Source organism: Pseudomonas sp. FEMGT703P (assembly GCF_002786345.1).
Taxonomy (GTDB): domain Bacteria; phylum Pseudomonadota; class Gammaproteobacteria; order Pseudomonadales; family Pseudomonadaceae; genus Aquipseudomonas; species Aquipseudomonas peli.
In genome coordinates this window covers 191313-210757 of sequence record NZ_PGCM01000004.1, presented here as the reverse complement: position 1 = coordinate 210757, position 19445 = coordinate 191313, and the positions used below count along the sequence as shown (strand labels likewise).

General features: G+C 60.4%; 17 protein-coding genes. 4 read left to right on the top strand and 13 right to left on the bottom strand.

The genetic code is table 11. The features are described from left to right. Positions 1 to 11 precede the first annotated feature (11 nt). The 11 genes from nuoL to CUR33_RS03655 all read right to left on the bottom strand — a co-directional run bounded on the left by nuoL (position 12) and on the right by CUR33_RS03655 (position 11856). Positions 12 to 1862: an NADH-quinone oxidoreductase subunit L gene (nuoL, locus tag CUR33_RS03705; protein WP_289238716.1), complete on the bottom strand. Its 1851-nt coding sequence runs from the start codon at positions 1860 to 1862 to the stop codon at positions 12 to 14. After that, positions 1859 to 2167, bottom strand: a complete 309-nt coding sequence (nuoK, locus tag CUR33_RS03700; protein WP_090250586.1) for an NADH-quinone oxidoreductase subunit NuoK — start codon at positions 2165 to 2167, stop codon at positions 1859 to 1861. The genes nuoL and nuoK overlap by 4 nt, the downstream gene beginning before the upstream one ends. Continuing rightward, positions 2164 to 2673 carry an NADH-quinone oxidoreductase subunit J gene (gene nuoJ / locus CUR33_RS03695; protein WP_289238715.1) on the bottom strand — a complete coding sequence of 170 codons (510 nt, stop codon included), beginning with the start codon at positions 2671 to 2673 and terminating at the stop codon, positions 2164 to 2166. Before nuoJ ends, nuoK begins: the two co-directional genes overlap by 4 nt. A gap of 9 nt (positions 2674 to 2682) precedes the next feature. Next, a complete protein-coding gene (nuoI, locus tag CUR33_RS03690; RefSeq protein ID WP_160086025.1) occupies positions 2683 to 3231 on the bottom strand; it encodes an NADH-quinone oxidoreductase subunit NuoI in 549 nt (182 codons plus the stop codon). A 13-nt stretch (positions 3232 to 3244) separates the two neighbouring features. After that, positions 3245 to 4237: an NADH-quinone oxidoreductase subunit NuoH gene (nuoH, locus tag CUR33_RS03685; RefSeq protein ID WP_160086028.1), complete on the bottom strand. Its 993-nt coding sequence runs from the start codon at positions 4235 to 4237 to the stop codon at positions 3245 to 3247. Then, positions 4234 to 6954 (bottom strand): NADH-quinone oxidoreductase subunit NuoG, encoded by a 2721-nt coding sequence (nuoG, locus tag CUR33_RS03680; protein WP_289238714.1) that lies wholly within the window; start codon positions 6952 to 6954, stop codon positions 4234 to 4236. Before nuoG ends, nuoH begins: the two co-directional genes overlap by 4 nt. A 96-nt stretch (positions 6955 to 7050) precedes the next feature. Further along, complete coding sequence (gene nuoF / locus CUR33_RS03675; RefSeq protein WP_289238713.1) at positions 7051 to 8406, bottom strand: NADH-quinone oxidoreductase subunit NuoF; 1356 nt, start codon at positions 8404 to 8406, stop codon at positions 7051 to 7053. Beyond that, entirely contained in the window at positions 8403 to 8915 is a 513-nt protein-coding gene (gene nuoE, locus CUR33_RS03670) for an NADH-quinone oxidoreductase subunit NuoE (RefSeq protein WP_289238712.1), read from the bottom strand. Before nuoE ends, nuoF begins: the two co-directional genes overlap by 4 nt. A gap of 1 nt (position 8916) precedes the next feature. Continuing rightward, positions 8917 to 10698: an NADH-quinone oxidoreductase subunit C/D gene (nuoC, locus tag CUR33_RS03665; protein WP_289238711.1), complete on the bottom strand. Its 1782-nt coding sequence runs from the start codon at positions 10696 to 10698 to the stop codon at positions 8917 to 8919. Positions 10699 to 10754: 56 nt separating this feature from the next. Beyond that, a complete protein-coding gene (locus tag CUR33_RS03660) occupies positions 10755 to 11432 on the bottom strand; it encodes a NuoB/complex I 20 kDa subunit family protein (RefSeq protein WP_090250605.1) in 678 nt (225 codons plus the stop codon). A 10-nt stretch (positions 11433 to 11442) separates the two neighbouring features. Further along, the gene (locus CUR33_RS03655) at positions 11443 to 11856 is read right to left on the bottom strand and encodes an NADH-quinone oxidoreductase subunit A (RefSeq protein WP_090250607.1); all 414 of its coding nucleotides are present in this window, start codon (positions 11854 to 11856) and stop codon (positions 11443 to 11445) included. Between the two features lie 267 nt (positions 11857 to 12123). Between CUR33_RS03655 and CUR33_RS03650 the strand changes: the two genes are divergently transcribed. The 3 genes from CUR33_RS03650 (at position 12124) to CUR33_RS03640 (ending at position 16892) form a co-directional block, all read left to right on the top strand. Further along, entirely contained in the window at positions 12124 to 13050 is a 927-nt protein-coding gene (locus CUR33_RS03650; RefSeq protein ID WP_090250610.1) for a hydrogen peroxide-inducible genes activator, read from the top strand. An 8-nt stretch (positions 13051 to 13058) separates the two neighbouring features. After that, positions 13059 to 15134 carry an ATP-dependent DNA helicase RecG gene (gene recG / locus CUR33_RS03645; protein WP_289238710.1) on the top strand — a complete coding sequence of 692 codons (2076 nt, stop codon included), beginning with the start codon at positions 13059 to 13061 and terminating at the stop codon, positions 15132 to 15134. A 351-nt stretch (positions 15135 to 15485) separates the two neighbouring features. Continuing rightward, positions 15486 to 16892: an aminoacyl-tRNA deacylase and HDOD domain-containing protein gene (locus CUR33_RS03640; protein ID WP_289238709.1), complete on the top strand. Its 1407-nt coding sequence runs from the start codon at positions 15486 to 15488 to the stop codon at positions 16890 to 16892. 57 nt (positions 16893 to 16949) lie between these two features. On the opposite strand, the gene CUR33_RS03635 is transcribed toward CUR33_RS03640, so the two are convergent. Continuing rightward, entirely contained in the window at positions 16950 to 17687 is a 738-nt protein-coding gene (locus tag CUR33_RS03635; RefSeq protein WP_289238708.1) for a hypothetical protein, read from the bottom strand. 79 nt (positions 17688 to 17766) lie between these two features. Beyond that, positions 17767 to 18159, bottom strand: a complete 393-nt coding sequence (locus CUR33_RS03630) for a helicase (RefSeq protein WP_090251339.1) — start codon at positions 18157 to 18159, stop codon at positions 17767 to 17769. Between the two features lie 356 nt (positions 18160 to 18515). Here CUR33_RS03630 and CUR33_RS20595 point away from each other — a divergent pair, with 356 nt between their 5' ends. Next, entirely contained in the window at positions 18516 to 19274 is a 759-nt protein-coding gene (locus CUR33_RS20595; RefSeq protein ID WP_090250620.1) for a response regulator transcription factor, read from the top strand. The last annotated feature ends 171 nt before the right edge of the window (positions 19275 to 19445 follow it).

Below are 19445 nucleotides of genomic sequence, written 5' to 3'. Positions count from 1 at the left end.
GGCTATTTTCCTTAATTCAGAAACAGGAGAACGGCGAGCACCAGCACGGCGCCCCCGGCTATCGATGTGGCGTACCAGCGCACCTGGCCGGTCTCGCTGCTGGCCAGCAAGGCGTTGCCGCCTCGCGCCAGACGCGGAATCAGGCCAATACTGCGGTCGATCGGGTCGTGCCCGAGCAACCGGCAAAGCAACAGATACGGTCGCACAAACAGCTTGTCGTAGAGCCAGTCGAAGCCCCAGGCGGCGAACCACCAGGCCGATAGGAACCGCCCCGGTGCACTCTGCGCCACCGCTGTGGCGAAGCTACGCTTGCCGAGGAACAGCAGCGCGGCCAGAACGATGCCGATGATGGCAATGGCCCCCGAGGCGATTTCCAGGCTGTGCTTAGCCTCGCCACCGGCATGACCAACGCTTTGCGGCAACACGCCCGCCAGCGGTGGGCTGATCAGCGCGCCAATAAAGGTCGACAGCACAATCAGGGTGACCAGCGGCAGCCAGTGAGCGACGCCATGGCCGGCATGAGCTTCGGTCTTCTGCTCGCCATGGAAGGCGATAAAGATCAGGCGGAAGGTGTAGATCGACGTCAGGAAGGCGCCTGCCAGGCCTGCGTACAGCAGCCACTGGTGACCACTGGCAAAGGCTTCCCAGAGGATTTCATCCTTGGAATAGAAACCCGCCGTGATCAGCGGCAACGCCGCCAGCGCCGCGCCGCCGACGATAAAGCTGGCGTAGGCCAACGGCAGTTTCTTCCACAACCCGCCCATCTTGAAGATGTTCTGCTCGTGGTGGCAGGCGTTGATCACCGCACCGGAGGCGAGGAATAGCAGGGCCTTGAAGAAGGCGTGGGTCATCAGGTGGAAGATCGCCGCGTCCCAGGCGCCAACGCCCAAAGCGAGGAACATGTAGCCGATCTGGCTCATGGTCGAGTAGGCGAGGATGCGCTTGATGTCGGTCTGCACCAGCGCGGCGAAGCCGGCCAGCACCAGGGTCACGCCGCCGACAATGCCAACCAACTCAAGAATTTCCGGAGTCAGCAGGAACAGGCCGTGGGTACGGGCGATCAGGTACACGCCGGCGGTAACCATGGTCGCGGCGTGGATCAACGCAGAAACCGGGGTCGGGCCGGCCATCGCATCCGCCAGCCAGGTTTGCAGCGGCAGCTGCGCAGATTTACCCACCGCACCACCGAGCAGCATCAGCGTGGCGATCCACAGCCAGCTGTCGCCTTCCACGTACTTCTGCGGCGCCAGCACCATCAGCTCCTGAATATTCAGGGTGCCCAGGTGGAGGAACAGGATAAACAGGCCGATGGCCATAAACACGTCGCCGATACGGGTGACGATAAAGGCTTTCAGCGCCGCGTTGCCGTTGGCGGTGTGCTTGAAGTAGAAGCCGATCAGCAGGTAGGAGCACAGCCCCACGCCTTCCCAGCCGAAGTACAGCACCAGCAAGTTATCGCCGAGCACCAGCAGCAGCATGCTGAAGATAAACAGGTTGGTGTAGGCGAAGAAGCGCGAGTAGCCCTCCTCACCGCGCATGTACCAGCTGGCGAACAGATGGATCAAAAAGCCCACCCCCGTGACCACGCCGAGCATGGTCAGCGACAGGCCATCGAGATACAGGGTGAAGCTCGGCGCAAAACCGGCCACGCTCATCCACTGCCACAGCACCTGGGTAAACACGCCGTTTTCCGGCGGATTAAGGTTGAACTGCACGATCACCCAGGCCGCCGTCAGCGCGGACAGGCCCACCGAACCGACGCCGATCAGCGCGGAGAGGTTCTCGGAGAAACGCCCGCGCGAGAAGGCCAGAAGAAACCAGCCCAGCAGCGGAAATACACAGGTCAGAAATAGAAGGTTCATCCGCGCATCTCGCTGGCAGCGTCGACATCGAGGGTGTTGAAGCGGCGATACAGCTGCAACAGGATCGCCAGGCCGATACTGGCTTCGGCGGCCGCCAGGGTGATCACCAGGATAAACATCACCTGGCCGTCAGGCTGGGCCCAACGGCTGCCCGCCACCACAAAGGCCAGGGCGGTAGCATTCATCATCACTTCCAGGCTCATCAGCACAAACAGGATATTTCGCCGCACCATCAGGCCTATCAGGCCGAGGCTGAACAGCACGCCGGCCAGCGCCAGGCCGTGCTCTAGGGGAATCGCATTCATGCCGTTGGCTCCTTGGCATCGTGACGGCCGAGGTGATAGGCCGCGACCAGCGCAGCGAGCAGCAGCATCGAAGCCAACTCCACCGCAAGCAGGTAGGGCCCGTACAGGGCGATACCGACCGCTTTAGCATCAATGGTCTGCAAACCGAGGGCCGCACCACTGGGCGACTGGAACAGCACGTAGAGCAATTGCCCCAGCAACAACGCTGAGAGAATCGACGGGCCGGTCCAGATACCCGGCGTCAGCCACTGGCGCTCGTGCTCGACCGCCGCCGGGCCGAGGTTGAGCATCATCACCACGAAGACGAACAGCACCATGATCGCACCGGCGTAGACGATGATTTCCAGCGCGCCGGCAAACGGGGCGCCGAGGGCGAAGAAGGTCATCGCCACGGCCAGCAGCGAGAGAATCAGGTACAGCAGGGCATGCACCGGATTGCTCGCGGTGATCACCCTGAATGTGGCCGCCACGGCAACGCCGGCGGCGAGGTAGAAAGCGAATTCCATGTCCCCTCCTTAGGGCAGTAGGCCTTTGACGTTGATCGGTTCGGCTTCGTTTTGCGCGGCGCCTTTCGGCTTGCCGGCAATGGCCATACCGGCGACGCGGTAGAAGTTGTAGTCCGGATTCTTGCCCGGGCCGCTGATCAGCAGGTCTTCCTTCTCGTACACCAGGTCCTGACGTTTGAACTCGCCCATCTCGAAATCAGGAGTGAGCTGAATCGCCGTGGTCGGGCAGGCTTCTTCGCACAGGCCGCAGAAGATGCAGCGCGAGAAGTTGATGCGGAAAAAATCCGGGTACCAGCGGCCATCTGGGGTTTCCGCCTTCTGCAGCGAGATACAGCCCACCGGGCAGGCCACCGCACACAGGTTGCAGGCCACACAGCGCTCTTCGCCGTCGGGGTCGCGGGTCAGGACGATGCGCCCGCGATAACGCGGCGGCAGGTACACCGCCTCTTCCGGGTATTGCAGGGTGTCGCGCTTGCGAAAGCCATGGCTGAAGACCATGACCATGCTGCGCAGTTGGGTGTAGGTGCCGTGCACCACATCCCGTATATATTTGAACATTCTGTGGTTCTCCTTACTGGGCCGCGGCCAGCACGAATGCGCCGGTCACCAGCAGGTTGATCAGGGTCAGCGGCAGGCAGAACTTCCAGCTGAAGGCCATGACCTGGTCATACCGTGGCCGCGGAATCGAGGCGCGCAGCAGGATGAAGATCATGATGAAGAAGCAGGTTTTCAGGGCGAACCAAAAAAACGGAATCTGCGGCAGGATGCCAAACGGCCCGTGCCAACCACCAAAGAACAGCGTTACCAGCAGCGCCGAGATGGTGATGATGCCGATGTATTCGCCGACGAAGAACATGCCCCATTTCATCCCGGCATATTCGATGTGGTAACCGTCGGCCAGCTCCTGCTCAGCTTCCGGCTGGTCGAAGGGGTGACGGTGTGTCACCGCCACGCCGGCGATAAAGAAGGTACAGAAGCCGAAGAACTGCGGAATGATGAACCAGAGGTTTTCCGCCTGGTAATCGACGATATCGCGCATGTTGAACGAGCCAACCTGAGCGACGATGCCCATCAGCGCCAGCGCCAGGAACACCTCGTAGGACACCGTCTGCGCCGAGGCGCGTAGCGCACCGAGCAGGGCAAACTTGTTATTACTTGCCCAGCCGGCGAACAACACGGCATACACCGACAGCCCAGCCATGGCGAAGAAGAACAAAATGCCGATGTTCAGGTCCGCGACGCCCCAGTTCGGGGTGACCGGGATGATCGCAAAGGCCATCAACATGGCCGCGAAGGCGATCATCGGCGCCAGGATAAAGATGAACTTGTCGGCGAACGGCGGCGTCCAGTCCTCCTTGAAGAACATCTTGATCATGTCCGCGGCGATCTGAAACATGCCGAACGGTCCAACCCGGTTGGGGCCGTAGCGGTCCTGCCACCAGCCCAGCAGGCGCCGTTCGACAAAGCTCAGCAGCGCGCCGCAGACCACCACCACCAGCAGAATCACAATGGCCTTGAGTACGGCGATCAGCACGTCCAGCACTTCGGGGGTCAGCCAACTCATTGCGCGGCCTCCTCAATGCGGGTGACCACGCTACCTGCGATCAGCGCCGGCATGCCCGCCAAACCGACGGGCAAACCGACCACGCCGATGGCCAGCTCTTCGGTGATCTGCAGCGGCAGACGCAGGGTCTGCCCAGCGACTGTCAGGCTCAGCAGCGCGCCATCACTCACCCCCAGACGATCCGCTTCGGCCTTGGCCAGCAGCGCGTAAGATGCGGGAATGCGCTCTTGCAGCGGCGCGGCGCCGGCCGAGGTTTCTTCACTGCCGAACAGGTGATGCAGCGCCACGGCCTGCAAGGTGCCCGGAGCCGGGTTAAAGGCGGCCGGTACACTGAACCACGGCAGCACCGTGCCTTTGGCTTCCAGCAGACGCACACCGGGGTCACCAGCGCGCAGATGGCCGCCGACTTCGTCCTGGAACTTGTTCCAGGCCTGCGGCGAGTTCCAGCCCGGCGACCAGGCGAATGGAATCTGCTGACGGTCTTCCTTGCTGCCGGAATAGCCTTCCATGGAGAAGGCAAACGCCGAATCCTGGTCCTGCGGCTGACGCGGCTCGTGCACGCTGATATTGGCGCGCATGGCGGTGCGACCGCTGTAACGGTGCGGCTCACGGGCCAGCTTGAGGCCCTTGATGCGGAAGGTGGCGTTGGGCGCGGCTTCGCCGATGCGTGCCAGCAAGCTGTTGCTGGCAGCAACGGCAGCGGTCACCGCATCCAGCTGGGTCCAGTCGAGCGGCTTGCCCTGCAGGGTGCTGTGCAGAGCATGCAGCCAGCGCCAGCCTTCACGAATCAGGATGTTGGCGTCGTAGTAGCTCGGTTCGAACACCTGGAAGAAGCGCTGAGCACGGCCTTCGAAACTGACCAGGGTGCCATCGCCTTCGGCGAAGCTGGCTACCGGCAGCAGCAGATGGGCTTTTTCGCTTGTGGCGGTGTGCTGATGGTCGGCGACGATTACCAGCTTGGCGGCCGCCAGCGCGGCATCAACCTGGGTAGCATCGGCGCGACGGTACAGATCGTTTTCCAGCACGATCACGGCATCGGCCTGGCCGGACGTCAGCGCCTGCAGCGCCGCATCGACGGACTCGCCACCCAGCAGGACCAAGCCCATGCTGTTGGCTTCCGGCACTACCAGGCTGATGGAGGCGTTCTTTTCGCGATTCTTCAGCGCGCTGGCGATATTCGCTGCTGCTTCGATCAGGCTCTTCTCACCCAAGGAGGCACCAGAGACGATCAGCGGACGCTTGGCTTCAAGCAGCGCCTCGGCAATCAGCTGCACCAGCTCACCGACATCCGCATCCAGGCCGTTAACCGCCGGGGCGCTTGGGTCGATGGCATGGGCAACGGCGAAACCGATACGCGCCAAGTCGGCCGGTGCCGCATGCACGCAGGCTTCGGCGATGTCATCCAGGCGCGTGGCGGTGACGCTGGCGATAAACAACGGATGCAGCGCGTCCTGAGCGACGTTCTGCACGGCAGCCATGTGCCAGTCCTGAATCTTCATCGACGCGGCGATTTCAGTGGCTTTGCCCTTGACCGCCTGACGCAGGGCCAAGGCCAGACGAGCAGCGGTCTGGGTCAGGTCTTCGCCGAGGATAAACACCGCGTCGTGCAGTTCGACTTCACGCAGGGTCGGCACCGGCAGCGGACCGTTCTGCAGGATGTCGCGGATCAGACGGATATTTTCCAGCTCGCCAGCGGCGATACCGGAGTAGTAGTTAGCCTCGCCGACCAGCTCACGCAGGGCGAAGTTGCTTTCCAGGCTGGCGCGCGGCGAACCGATGCCGATCACCCGCTTGCCCTTGAGCAGCTCGGCGGCCTTGTCCAGCGCAGCGTCGATGCCGAGCTTTTCGCCACCGTCTTTATTCACCAGCAGCGGCTGACGCGGGCGATCAGTACGATTGACGTAGCCGTAGCCAAAACGGCCACGGTCGCAGAGGAAATACTGGTTCACATCGCCGTTGAAGCGGTTTTCGATGCGCCGCAGTTCACCGTAACGCTCACCCGGGCTGGTGTTGCAGCCGCTGGCGCAGCCATGACAGATGCTCGGGGCGAACTGCATGTCCCACTTGCGGTTGTAGCGCTCGGAGTGGGTCTTGTCGGTGAACACACCGGTCGGGCAAACCTCGACCAGGTTGCCGGAAAACTCGCTTTCCAGCACGCCGTCTTCGACGCGGCCGAAGTACACGTTGTCGTGCGCGCCATACACACCCAGGTCAGTACCGCCGGCGTAATCCTTGTAGTAACGCACGCAGCGGTAGCAGGCGATGCAGCGGTTCATCTCATGAGAGATGAACGGGCCGAGCTGCTGGTTCTGGTGGGTGCGTTTGGTAAAGCGATAACGGCGCTGGTTGTGGCCAGTCATAACCGTCATGTCCTGCAGGTGGCAATGGCCGCCCTCCTCGCACACCGGACAGTCGTGCGGGTGGTTGGTCATCAGCCACTCGACGACGCTGGCGCGGAACGCCTTGGATTCTTCATCGTCGATGCTGATCCAGGTGTTGTCGGTGGCCGGCGTCATGCACGACATGACGATGCGCCCGCGCGTATCGTTTTCATCGGTGTACTGCTTGACCGCGCACTGGCGGCAGGCGCCGACGCTACCGAGCGCCGGGTGCCAGCAGAAGTAAGGGATATCGAGACCGAGTGACAGGCAAGCCTGCAGCAGGTTGTCCGCCCCATCGACTTCGAAATCTTTGCCGTCTACGTGGATAGTGGCCATGGTTCAGGTTTCTTCTTTGCCCACCGAAGCGAGCTTGGCTAATGGAATCACGTTGTGCTGCGGGGCCAGGTCAGTGGCCGCCAGAGCGCCATTGTTTTACGCGGGGACGAACTGCCCCGTCGTTGCCGGAGCCGCCGAGCTGGCCACGCCAGCCTCGAACTCCGAGCGGAAATACTTGATCGCACTGCCCAGCGGCTCAACTGCACCTGGTGCGTGAGCACAGAAGGTTTTGCCCGGGCCAAGGAAATTGACCAGACCAAGCAGCGTGTCGATGTCCTGCTGCGTGCCTTGCTTGCGCTCCAGAGCGCGGAGGATCTTCACGCTCCAGGGCAGGCCATCGCGGCACGGCGTACACCAGCCGCAGGACTCGCGGGCGAAGAACTCTTCCATATTGCGCAGCAGCGAAACCATGCTGATGCTGTCGTCCACCGCCAACGCCAGGCCCGTACCCATGCGCGTGCCAACCTTGCCGATACCGCCGGCATACATCAGCGCATCCAGGTGCTCGGGCAGCAGGAAGCCGGTGCCGGCACCGCCGGGTTGCCAGCACTTGAGGGTGTAGCCATCGCGCATGCCGCCGGCGTAGTCCTCGAACAGCTCGCGAGCGCTTACGCCGAAGGGTAGCTCCCACAGGCCAGGGTTCTTCACCTTGCCGGAGAAGCCCATCAGCTTGGTGCCGTGGTCTTCACTTTCAGGGCGGGCCAGGCTCTTATACCAATCCACACCGTTACCAACGATGGCCGGCACGTTGCACAGGGTCTCGACGTTGTTCACGCAGGTCGGCTTGCCCCACACGCCGACGGCGGCAGGGAACGGCGGCTTGGCGCGCGGGTTGGCGCGGCGGCCTTCGAGGGAGTTGATCAGTGCGGTTTCTTCACCGCAGATATAACGCCCGGCACCGGTGTGAACGAACAGTTCGAAATCGAAACCGCTGCCGAGAATGTTATTGCCCAGCAGGCCGGCGGCCTTGGCTTCCTCAATGGCGCGATTCAGATTCGTCGCCGCATCGACGTACTCGCCGCGCAGGAAGATGTAACCGCGATAAGCCTTGAGCGCGCGGGCGGAAATCAGCATGCCTTCCACCAGCAGGTGCGGCAGCTGCTCCATCAACATGCGGTCCTTCCAGGTATTCGGCTCCATCTCATCCGCATTGCACAGCAGGTAGCGGATGTTCATGGATTCGTCGGCGGGCATCAGCCCCCACTTCACACCAGTGGGGAAGCCGGCGCCGCCACGGCCTTTAAGGCCAGAGTCCTTCACCGTCTGCACGATGTCAGCCTGAGCCATCTCACTCAGCGCTTTGCGCGCAGCGACGTAGCCGTTCTTCTGCTGGTACTCCTCCAGCCACACCGGCTGGGCGTCGTCACGCAAGCGCCAGGTCAGCGGATGGCTTTCCTCGCTGCGGGCGATCTTGTTGGCCGGGCCGATGGAGGTCAGCGTCTTGATGCTCATACGTAGGCCTCCAGCAGTTTGGCGACGCCGTCAGGTTGCACGTCGCCAAAGGTGTCGTCGTCGATCATCAGCGCCGGGGCCTTGTCGCAGTTGCCCAGGCAGCACACCGGCAGTAGGGTAAAGCGGCTGTCGCTGGTGGTCTCGCCGAGGCCGATACCAAGCTGCTTGTGCATTTCAGCGACGACCGACTCATGGCCACCGACATAGCAGGTCATGCTGTCGCATACACGGATAATGTGGCGGCCCACCGGCTGACGGAAGATCTGACTATAGAAGGTGGCCACGCCTTCGACGTCGCTGGCGGGAATACCGAGGATTTCACCAATCGCATCGGCGGCGCCATCCGGCACCCAGCCACGGGCTTTCTGCACGATTTTCAGCGCTTCGATCGACGCCGCGCGCGGGTCTTCGTAGTGGTGCATCTCGTGCTCGATGGCCGCATGTTCGGCTTCGCTGAGGATGAAACGATCAGTCTGGATTAGCGTGTTGCTGTTGGTTGTCTGGGTCATGTCAGCGGTCCACGTCAGCCATAACGAAGTCGATACTGCCCAGGTACGCAATCAGGTCGGCAACCATGCTGCCGCGAATCACTGAAGGGATCTGCTGCAAGTGCGGGAAGCTCGGCGTGCGAATACGCGTGCGGTAGCTCATCGTGCTGCCGTCGCTGGTCAGGTAATAGCTGTTGATGCCCTTGGTCGCCTCGATCATCTGGAAGCTTTCGTTGGCCGGCATCACCGGGCCCCAGGAGACCTGCAGGAAGTGGGTAATCAGGGTTTCGATGTGCTGCAGCGTGCGCTCTTTCGGCGGCGGCGTGGTCAGCGGGTGATCGGCCTTGTACGGGCCTTCCGGCATATTGCGCAGGCACTGGTCGATGATCTTGATGCTCTGGCGCATCTCTTCCACGCGCACCATACAACGGTCGTAGGCATCGCCATTAGCGGCCAGCGGCACTTCAAACTCGAAGTTCTCGTAACCGGAATACGGCCGCGCCTTGCGCAGGTCGAAGTCGCAACCCGTAGCACGCAAGCCAGCACCGGTGGTACCCCACTCCAGCGCTTCCTTGGTGTTGTATTGCGCCACACCGATGGTCCGCGCCTTGAGGATGCTGTTTTGCAACGCGGCCTTTTCGTACTCGTCGAGGCGCTTGGGCAGCCAGTCGACGAATTCTTTGACCAGACGATCCCAACCACGCGGCAGGTCGTGAGCGACACCACCGATGCGGTACCAGGCCGGATGCAGGCGGAAGCCGGTGATGGCTTCGATCACCTTGTAGGCGCGCTGGCGGTCGGTGAAGGTGAAGAACACCGGGGTCATCGCGCCGACATCCTGAATATAGGTGCCGAGGAACAGCAGGTGGCTGGTGATGCGGAAAAACTCGGCCAGCATGATGCGAATCACGTCGACCCGCTGCGGCACGGTGATGCCCGCGAGTTTTTCCACAGCCAACACGTACGGCAGGTTGTTCATCACCCCGCCGAGGTAGTCGATGCGGTCGGTGTAGGGAATAAAGCTGTGCCAGCTCTGCCGTTCAGCCATCTTCTCGGCGCCACGGTGGTGATAGCCAACTTCCGGCACGCAATCGACGATTTCTTCACCGTCGAGCTGCAGGATGATGCGGAACGCACCGTGGGCCGACGGGTGATTGGGGCCGAGGTTAAGGAACATATAGTCCTCGTGCTCGCCGCCACGTTTCATGCCCCAGTCTTCCGGTTTGAAGCGCGCGGCTTCTTCTTCCAGCTGCTGCTTGGCCAGGGTCAGGCTGAACGGGTCAAACTCGGTAGCGCGCGCCGGGTAATCCTTGCGCAGCGGGTGACCTTCCCAGGTCGGCGGCATCATGATCCGCGTCAGGTGCGGGTGGCCGCTGAAATTAATGCCGTAGAGGTCCCAGACTTCGCGCTCATACCAGTTGGCGTTGGGCCAGATGCTGGTGACGCTGGGCACATTGAGGTCGCGCTCGCTCAAGGCGACCTTGAGCATGATGTCGCTGTTTCGTTCCAGCGACATCAGGTGATAGAACACGGTGAAATCGGCACCCGGAAGACCACGACGCTGGGTGCGCAGGCGTTCGTCGACGCCATGCAGGTCATACAGCATGACGTAGGGGCGCGGCAGGTTGCGCAGGAAGGTCAGGATCTCGACCAGGCGCTCGCGGGCCACCCACAACACCGGCATACCGGTACGGGTGCTCTGTGCGGTGAAGGCGTCAGCGCCAAAACGGGAATTCAGTTCGACGACCACATCTTGGTCGTCAGCCTTGTACGGCGGTATGGACAGAATGCTGTCTGCAGTCATGGTCTCGGTCGCTATCGGTCAACGGCGTCAGTAGGCGGGCTCAATAGAGCCCAGGCTCACACTTCGTCGGGGCTACGCAGATTGGTCACGGCGATCCGCTGCTCGCGACGCTGCTCTTTCTGCGAAGGCATTTCGGCACGGTAAACACCCTGATCACCGACCACCCAGGACAACGGCCGGCGCTCCTGACCAATGGATTCCTGCAGCAGCATCAAGCCTTGCAGAAATGCCTCGGGACGGGGCGGGCAACCGGGAATATAGACGTCGACCGGCAGGAACTTGTCGACTCCCTGGACCACGGAGTAGATGTCGTACATGCCGCCAGAGTTGGCGCAGGAGCCCATCGAGATCACCCACTTGGGTTCCAGCATCTGCTCGTACAGTCGCTGGATGACCGGAGCCATCTTGATAAAGCAGGTGCCGGCGATGACCATGAAGTCCGCCTGGCGCGGGGAGGCCCGGATCACTTCCGCACCAAACCGCGCAACGTCGTGCGGCGCAGTGAAGGCGGTGGTCATTTCCACATAGCAGCAGGACAGGCCGAAGTTGTAGGGCCACAGGGAGTTCTTGCGCCCCCAGTTCACTGCGCCATTGAGAACATCTGAGAGCTTGCCCATGTAGATGTTCTTGTGGACTTGATCATCTAGCAGCGGGTCGGAAACAGTCTCCCGCTCGCCGACCGGATAGCGCTCATTGGGCGCATCCGGATCGATCCGAGTAAGTTTGTAGTGCATTGCCAAAGCCTCATTGTTTTAGCTTCGCCTGCCGCTCACGACGACCCTGAGGTGCCCAATCGAGCGCCCCGATCCGCCAAAGGTAGACAAGACCTGCCAACAGAATTGCTATAAAGACTGTAGCTTCGATTAGCCCAGCCCAGCCGCTTTCGCGTACTGAAACGGCCCAAGCGAAGAGAAAGAGGGCTTCGACGTCGAAGATCACGAAGAGCATCGCGACCAAATAGAATTTAGCTGACAGGCGCAGGCGCGCACTGCCGACGGGCAACATGCCGGACTCAAAGGGTTCGTTTTTGCTGCGGCCCCAAGCTTTGCTACCCAGCAGGCTAGACAAACCAAGCATAAAGCCAATCAGCCCGAAGACTCCGAGCAGGAACACAGCAAAAGCCCAGTTATGGGACATAGTCGTTACCGCATCAGGCATGCCGGTACTCCCTAGGTAAAAGGAACGGCTTGTAAAATTTTATTATGGCGAACGCGACCCAAAACCGGGTCATTTGCAAAGTATGGCCGCAATTCTATGCGCACAACGCTTTAGTAACTAATTATTTTCTGTTCACAAAGCGACAAAAATACGTAGCCAATCGCCAAAACCCTCTCAACGCATCAACCACGGGCGTTGAACCGCATCAGCAGTTGGTTCGATTGAATACAGCCGCTATGCTTGGCTGCATCTCAATGGATAAAGACTATGACCCTCACCGAACTGCGCTACATAGTCACCCTCGCTCAGGAACAACATTTCGGCCGTGCAGCCGAACGTTGTCACGTCAGCCAGCCAACGCTGTCGGTGGGGGTGAAAAAACTCGAAGATGAGCTCGGCGTGCTGATCTTCGAACGCAGCAAAAGCGCAGTGCGCCTTACGCCTGTGGGTGAAGGGATCGTGACCCAGGCGCAGAAGGTGCTGGAGCAGGCCCAGGGTATTCGCGAACTGGCCCAGGCCGGCAAGAACCAGATGGCCGCCCCCCTGAAAATCGGCGCTATTTACACCGTCGGCCCTTACCTGTTTCCCCATCTGATTCCGCAGCTACACCGCGTCGCGCCGCAGATGCCGCTGTATATCGAAGAAAACTTCACCCACGTGTTGCGTGACAAGCTGCGCAACGGTGAGCTGGACGCGATCATCATCGCCTTGCCGTTCCACGAAGCCGATGTGCTGACCAAGCCGCTGTACGACGAACCCTTCTATGCCCTGCTGCCAGCCGGCCATCCGTGGGCGGAACTGAAGACCATCGACAGCAAACTGCTGAATGACAAGAGCCTGCTGTTGCTTGGTGAAGGCCACTGCTTCCGCGATCAGGTGCTGGAAGCCTGCCCAACCCTGCGCAAGGGCGGCGAAGACAGTGCCAAGCACACCACCGTGGAATCCAGCTCGCTGGAAACCATCCGCCACATGGTCGCCTCAGGCCTTGGCGTGTCGATCCTGCCGTTCTCCGCCGTCGACAGCCATCATTACGCCCCTGGTGTAATCGAAGTGCGCCCGCTCAGCCCGCCCACACCGTTCCGCACCGTAGCCATTGCCTGGCGCGCCAGTTTCCCACGGCCGAATGCCATCGAAGTCCTGACCGACTCGATCCGTCTGTGCTCGGTGGCCAAACCACTGCCCAAGAGCAGTTAACACAAGCCATGACCGAATTGGCCGCGGTTTCTGTTACCGCGCTGAAAGGCGTGGGCGCTGCCCTGGCTGAAAAGCTCGCCAAGGTTGGCCTGGAAACCCTGCAGGACGTACTGTTCCACCTGCCGTTGCGCTATCAGGACCGCACCCGCATCGTGCCAATTGGCGCGCTACGTCCCGGTCAGGATGCCGTCGTTGAAGGCATTGTTGCCGGCGCCGATGTGGTCATGGGGCGGCGGCGCAGCCTGCTCGTGCGCTTGCAGGACGGCAGCGGCACCCTGTCTTTGCGCTTCTACCACTTCAGTCAGGCGCAAAAGGAAGGCCTCAAACGCGGCACACAGGTGCGCTGCTACGGTGAAGTGCGACCTGGTTCTTCGGGTCTGGAAATTTATCACCCGGAATACCGTGCGCTGTCTGGCAGCGAGCCGATTGCCGTGGAACAGACCCTGACGCCGATCTACCCGACCACCGAAGGCCTCACCCAGCAGCGACTGCGTCAGCTCAGTGAACAAGCCCTGGCGCGCCTCGGCCCGCACAGCCTGCCGGATTGGCTGCCGCCCGAGCTGGCCGACGATTACCAGCTCAGCCCACTCGATCGGGCCATTCGCTATTTGCATCGACCTCCACCGGATGCCGACCTGGAAGAACTCGCCGAAGGCCGCCATTGGGCCCAGCACCGCCTGGCCTTCGAGGAATTGCTGACTCACCAACTGTCGCTGCAACGCCTACGCGAAAGCGTCCGCGCACAGCAGGCCCCGGCGCTGCCCCTGGCGAAACGCCTGCCGCAGCAATACCTGGCCAACCTGGGTTTTACCCCCACTGGCGCGCAACAGCGGGTCGGCGCGGAAATCGCCTACGACCTCAGCCAGAGCGAGCCGATGCTGCGCTTGGTGCAGGGCGATGTCGGCGCCGGCAAGACCGTGGTCGCCGCTTTTGCCGCACTGCAGGCACTGGAGGCCGGCTATCAGGTGGCGCTGATGGCCCCCACCGAGATTCTTGCCGAGCAGCACTTTATCAACTTCAGCAAATGGCTCGCGCCGCTGGGGATCGAAGTCGCCTGGCTGGCCGGCAAACTCAAGGGCAAGGCCCGCGCCAGCGCCCTGGAACAGATTGCTGGCGGCGCCCCAATGGTGGTGGGCACCCACGCGCTGTTTCAGGAGGAAGTGCGCTTTGCCAATCTGGCGCTGGTGATCATCGATGAACAGCACCGCTTTGGCGTGCAACAGCGCCTGGCCCTGCGACAGAAAGGCATCGGCGGGCGTATGTGCCCGCACCAACTGATCATGACCGCCACGCCGATCCCACGAACCCTGGCGATGAGCGCTTACGCTGACCTCGACACGTCGATCCTTGATGAACTGCCGCCTGGCCGAACACCCGTGAACACCCTAGTCATCGCCGACAGTCGCCGCCTGGAAGTGGTCGAGCGTGTACGTCTGGCCTGCAACGAAGGGCGCCAGGCGTACTGGGTCTGCACGCTGATCGAGGAATCCGAAGAGCTGACCTGCCAGGCAGCGGAAACCACCTTCGAGGATTTATCGGCGGCGCTCGGCGGTCTGAATGTGGGCTTGATTCACGGGCGCATGAAACCGGCAGAAAAAGCCGCGGTGATGGACCAGTTCAAGCAGGGTCGGCTGCAGCTGTTGGTCGCCACTACCGTGATCGAGGTCGGCGTCGACGTACCCAATGCCAGCCTGATGATCATCGAAAATCCGGAACGCCTGGGCCTGGCCCAGCTGCACCAGCTGCGTGGCCGCGTCGGTCGCGGCAGCGCTGCCAGCCATTGCCTGCTGCTCTATCACCCGCCATTGTCACAGCTGGGCCGCGAACGTCTGGCCATCATGCGCGAGACCTGCGATGGCTTCGTGATTGCCGAAAAGGATCTGGAATTGCGCGGGCCCGGTGAAATGCTCGGTACTCGCCAGACCGGCTTGCTGCAGTTCAAAGTCGCCGACCTGATGCGTGATGCCGACTTGCTTCCAGCAGTGCGCGATGCCGCGCAAACCCTGCTGGAACAATGGCCGCAGCATGTCAGCCCGCTACTTGAACGCTGGCTACGGCATGGCCAACAATACGGACAAGTGTGAGCGAGAGTCTGCTGGCGTTTCGTTCGCAGGCTGCGTTGCTGCGCAAAATCTCGCAAGACTAAACGGAGGACGCAGGTAATAGTGTTGCCTTACCAAGTCATCCAACAGCGCATGGCGAGATTTTTCGCGCAACCCGAAGGGCAGGCCTGTTTTAGCGCGATACTGGGTTTCTCGACACTCATTTGGCACACCAAACTTCGTGTCTCGTGCCTTGCCTCGTGCTAAAACAGATCCCAGCGCGGCCGCTAACGAAACGCCGACAGCCCCAAACAGCACAACCGTCGTCTGCGCCGCATTTTCCTGATCCCGCTGTTTATACTCGGGGTATTGCTACTTCTGCTGGATACCGTCATGACCGAACTTGCCCTTGCTCCCGAGACCGCTCCGCGCCCGCCAGCGGTGATTCTGCAGTTGCTGGAAAAGCTCGGCCTGCCCTATCAAGTCTGCCGTGATCTACCGGGTCTGGCGGTCGCACAGCGGCTTCAGGCGGTGTTGCTGGATGACGCAGTGGGCGCCCTGCTGGTGCTCTATCCACAGAGTCAGCTACTCGACCTCAACCGCCTGACTGAACTGACCGGCCGCCAGCTAACGGCCGTCAAGCCGGAGCGCCTGGAGCGGATGCTCGGCAAGCACAACCTGAAAGTGCTACCCGGCCTACCGCCTTTGACCAGCTCGCCGTGCCTGTATGACGAACGCCTGCTGGACGTGCCAAGCCTGTACATCGAGTCGGGCCAGCCTGGTGTGCTGCTGGAACTGGCCATTGATGCGTTCAAAAGCCTGCTGAGCAAAGCCAGCGCCGCGCGCTTTGGTGAGCCGCTGAGCAATATCCGCCTGAACCTCGACCGCCCAGACGACGACCGCGCGGAAATCACCCTGGCGGTGCAAGCCTTTACAGCCCGGCGCATTCAGCAGCGCCTGGAAGAAACCATCGAAATCCCCCCCCTGCCGGAAACTGCGCAAAAAATCATCAAATTGCGCGTCGACCCGGAAGCCACGGTCGATGACATCACCGGCGTGGTCGAAACCGATCCAGCCCTGGCCGCCCAGGTGGTCAGCTGGGCCGCCTCACCTTATTACGCCGCCCCCGGTAAGATCCGCTCGGTGGAAGATGCCATTGTCCGCGTGCTGGGCTTTGATCTGGTGATCAACCTGGCCCTTGGCCTGGCGCTGGGCAAAACCCTGAGCCTGCCCAAAGATCAACCGCAGCACGCGACGCCTTACTGGCAACAGGCGATCTACAACGCAGCCGTAATCGAAGGGCTGACCCGCGCCATCCCGCGCGCGCAGCGCCCGGAAGCCGGCCTGACCTACCTCGCCGGCCTGCTGCATAACTTCGGGTATCTGGTGCTGGCACATGTGTTTCCGCCGCACTTCTCGCTGATCTGCCGGCACCTGGAGGTCAACCCGCACCTGTCGCACAGCTATATAGAGCAACATCTGCTCGGTATCAGCCGCGAACAGATCGGCGCCTGGCTGATGCGTTACTGGGATATGCCGGAAGAACTGGCCAGCGCCCTGCGCTTCCAGCATGACCCGGAATATACCGGCCCCCACGCCACCTACCCGAACTTAGTGTGCCTGTCGGTCAGCCTGCTGCGTAATCGGGGTATCGGTGCCGGCCCGCAGAGCGAAATTCCACAAAGCCTGTTCGACAACCTAGGCATTAGCCGGGAAAAAGCCGAAGACGCCGTGAGCAAAGTGCTGGCCGCCGAAGTCGCGCTGCGCGAACTGGCCGCGCAATTTCACCCTGCGAACTAAAGCGGGCTGAACAGAAAAAGGGGCCCCACGGGCCCCTTTTTCATGGCTGTCGGCTGACTATTTCTTCAGCTGCGCGCGCCGTGCGGCAAACAACTCCGGCAGCACCTGCACACTGCTATCGAGCAACTGCGCTACGGCTGGCTGCTCATACAGGGCGGCATATTCAGCCAGCTTTTCACTGGGCATCTGCCGGTAGGCATACAACATAAAGGACTCCACCGCTTGCGCGCTGGAAGCCCGCAGCGCGTCTTCCTGGGCCTTGGTTTGAGTGCTCAGCGCTTTTTCGTCGATGCTTTCGCCACGTCCCTGCAACGCCAGAAACGCCTGGGTTTTGCCGACTTCATAGCGCAACAAGGTGGCCAGGGTCGTGGTGTGTGCGGCAGCATCCAGACGACGGATCAAAGCAAGACGCTCCTCACGCGGCGGGCGATCAACCAATTGCGTGCGATAGGCTGTCAGCCCCTCAGCACCCCCTTCACCAACCGAACGCTCGGCGGCAGTAAAGCCCTGCGCCAGCGGGCTTTCCAGCAGGCTCTTGGCCTGTACCAACTGGGCTTGATCGAGTTTACCGGTCAGCTTCTTGGCCAAGTCCAGGCACAGGCCATCGGCGGCAAACACCTTGGCCAGCTGCGCTTGCTGTTTATCGCTCAGCCCGCGTTGCACCAGCGGCGCGCTCTGCTCGCAGAGCAAACGAATGCCTGCCAGCTCGAATAACGGCGCAAAGGCCTCGGCTTTGGGGGGCGCGGCATGGACAAGGGTGGTGGAAAACAGCAGGGCAATCAGCAACAAACGCATGGGCAAACTCTCACTAGGGCTATGCCCAGCCTAGCGAATGCGGTGCGCGCAGGCCAGCCCTGGCGCGCACAGCTGCGGATCAGGCAGCTTTTTTGGCGGCGTCTTTCTTTTTCGGCATCAGGTATTTGGTCAGGCCCTGGAACCAGATGACCAGCGCAGGGTTGCCCTGGATTTGGATGTCCTTGTTCTGGATGCCCTGCATAAACGCCAGCTGCTTGTTCTTCGCGCTCATGGTAGCGAAACCATAGGCAGCATCCTTGAAGCCCAGGGCGAAAGCCGGCTCAGTGGCCGCGCCGCGCTTGCTAGTAATGCGTTGATCTTTGACGATGAAGTGACGGGCAACTTTGCCATCCAAGGTGTGCAGTTGGAACACCATATTGCGATCGACCAACTGCTGCTGGAATGCCGGGTTTTCACGGCTGGCCTTGGCCATCAGGCGGCCCAGCATCCACAGAAGAAAACGAAATTTCATGCGCAAGGCCTCGCGAAGGGTAGGGAAAAGGCGGCGCATTGTAGCGGTTTGCAGCGGGGACTACATCCGGCTGAAAGAAGGGCGTGAGTACGCCAGCCGGTAGGAGCGACCCGGAGCCGAAGGCTCCGGGCTGAGGACTCAGTTAACCGCGTCTTTCAATAACCCGCAGAAAACCGTTTCAAAATTCACGTTTTGCAATTTATTTATTCATAATCATGCACTTACAATGTATAAATCCATGCTACTGCGCTAATCGTTTCAATTCAACCCCTCAGCCCCCTAGATTCGTTGCGGAGGGATCAGGATCGCCGTGATTTTGAAACAGCGACCGCTCGGTGACTCCCCCAACACGATCTATGAGCTGCCAGAAAATGATACGTTTTGATAAATCGGTGCCTCCAAAGCTGCTTGTAATACACGAACATCCCGTCCTCCGCGCCCAGGCTCGCAAGCATCTGGAGTCATCCGGATACACGGTGGTTGAAGCAGGTAGCTGTAGAGAGGCTATCGCAATCATGCATACCTGCACCTTCGCAGGAATAATTGTCGATAACGATATGGCTGATTATGAGGCTGCATCTCCACTTTCCGCTCGGAGCGCTACTGGAAACTCTAATATCCCGTGCATAGTACTTGCAACAACTCGGGTTATTCGAAAGCCGGATAAAGATTTCAACACAACCTTAGATGATTACTTGTATAAGCCTTTCAAACCTAGCGCTCTAGCCAAGCATGTACATCAATTAATAAAGACCTCTGTTGAGATCGAGCATTTAAGGCTTGTATGCCCCGCAGCCTACGCATTGACAGGGACAACAGGAATTAACCTCACAAAATTCAACCTTCCTTTTAAACAGATGATTGTGCTTCATGCTCTTGTCAGCAACTCACCTCGCGTTGTGAGCAAAGCATGTTTCGTAGACGTTCTATATTCACACAAGAGCCCGCCAATAAATCCTTATAATGCGGTAGAGTCCTTAGTTTTTCATTTACGTAAAAGACTACGCGCCGAAGAATCAAATGTGAGTATAAAATCTGTTCGAGGCGTTGGGTATAGAGCTTCCATTAACCAAATACAGAATTCGATAAAAAATGTTAATTTTCTGAAGCTCTAAAAATCCAGCCTCTACGAAATATCGGGATTGAAAGCCGCGTCTTTACCGGATTTACTTTATCAAATTAAACGTTTAAAACATCCTAGTACACCTATCACCGACTATGGGTGCCGGACTTGGTGATGAAGGTATTTCTTCGACTTTAACGATGATTTGTTCGTTACTTAATAC

Coding starts and splice junctions, on each gene's coding strand:
- CUR33_RS20595 (WP_090250620.1), top strand. CDS start 18,516: ATGAGCTGCCAGAAAATGATACGTTTTGATAAATCGGTGCCTCCAAAG.
- CUR33_RS03650 (WP_090250610.1), top strand. CDS start 12,124: ATGACCCTCACCGAACTGCGCTACATAGTCACCCTCGCTCAGGAACAA.
- nuoG (WP_289238714.1), bottom strand. CDS start 6,954: ATGGCCACTATCCACGTAGACGGCAAAGATTTCGAAGTCGATGGGGCG.
- nuoL (WP_289238716.1), bottom strand. CDS start 1,862: ATGAACCTTCTATTTCTGACCTGTGTATTTCCGCTGCTGGGCTGGTTT.
- nuoH (WP_160086028.1), bottom strand. CDS start 4,237: ATGAGTTGGCTGACCCCCGAAGTGCTGGACGTGCTGATCGCCGTACTC.
- nuoC (WP_289238711.1), bottom strand. CDS start 10,698: ATGACTGCAGACAGCATTCTGTCCATACCGCCGTACAAGGCTGACGAC.
- CUR33_RS03640 (WP_289238709.1), top strand. CDS start 15,486: ATGACCGAACTTGCCCTTGCTCCCGAGACCGCTCCGCGCCCGCCAGCG.
- nuoI (WP_160086025.1), bottom strand. CDS start 3,231: ATGTTCAAATATATACGGGATGTGGTGCACGGCACCTACACCCAACTG.
- nuoJ (WP_289238715.1), bottom strand. CDS start 2,673: ATGGAATTCGCTTTCTACCTCGCCGCCGGCGTTGCCGTGGCGGCCACA.
- CUR33_RS03635 (WP_289238708.1), bottom strand. CDS start 17,687: ATGCGTTTGTTGCTGATTGCCCTGCTGTTTTCCACCACCCTTGTCCAT.
- CUR33_RS03655 (WP_090250607.1), bottom strand. CDS start 11,856: ATGCCTGATGCGGTAACGACTATGTCCCATAACTGGGCTTTTGCTGTG.
- CUR33_RS03660 (WP_090250605.1), bottom strand. CDS start 11,432: ATGCACTACAAACTTACTCGGATCGATCCGGATGCGCCCAATGAGCGC.
- CUR33_RS03630 (WP_090251339.1), bottom strand. CDS start 18,159: ATGAAATTTCGTTTTCTTCTGTGGATGCTGGGCCGCCTGATGGCCAAG.
- nuoK (WP_090250586.1), bottom strand. CDS start 2,167: ATGAATGCGATTCCCCTAGAGCACGGCCTGGCGCTGGCCGGCGTGCTG.
- recG (WP_289238710.1), top strand. CDS start 13,059: ATGACCGAATTGGCCGCGGTTTCTGTTACCGCGCTGAAAGGCGTGGGC.
- nuoF (WP_289238713.1), bottom strand. CDS start 8,406: ATGAGCATCAAGACGCTGACCTCCATCGGCCCGGCCAACAAGATCGCC.
- nuoE (WP_289238712.1), bottom strand. CDS start 8,915: ATGACCCAGACAACCAACAGCAACACGCTAATCCAGACTGATCGTTTC.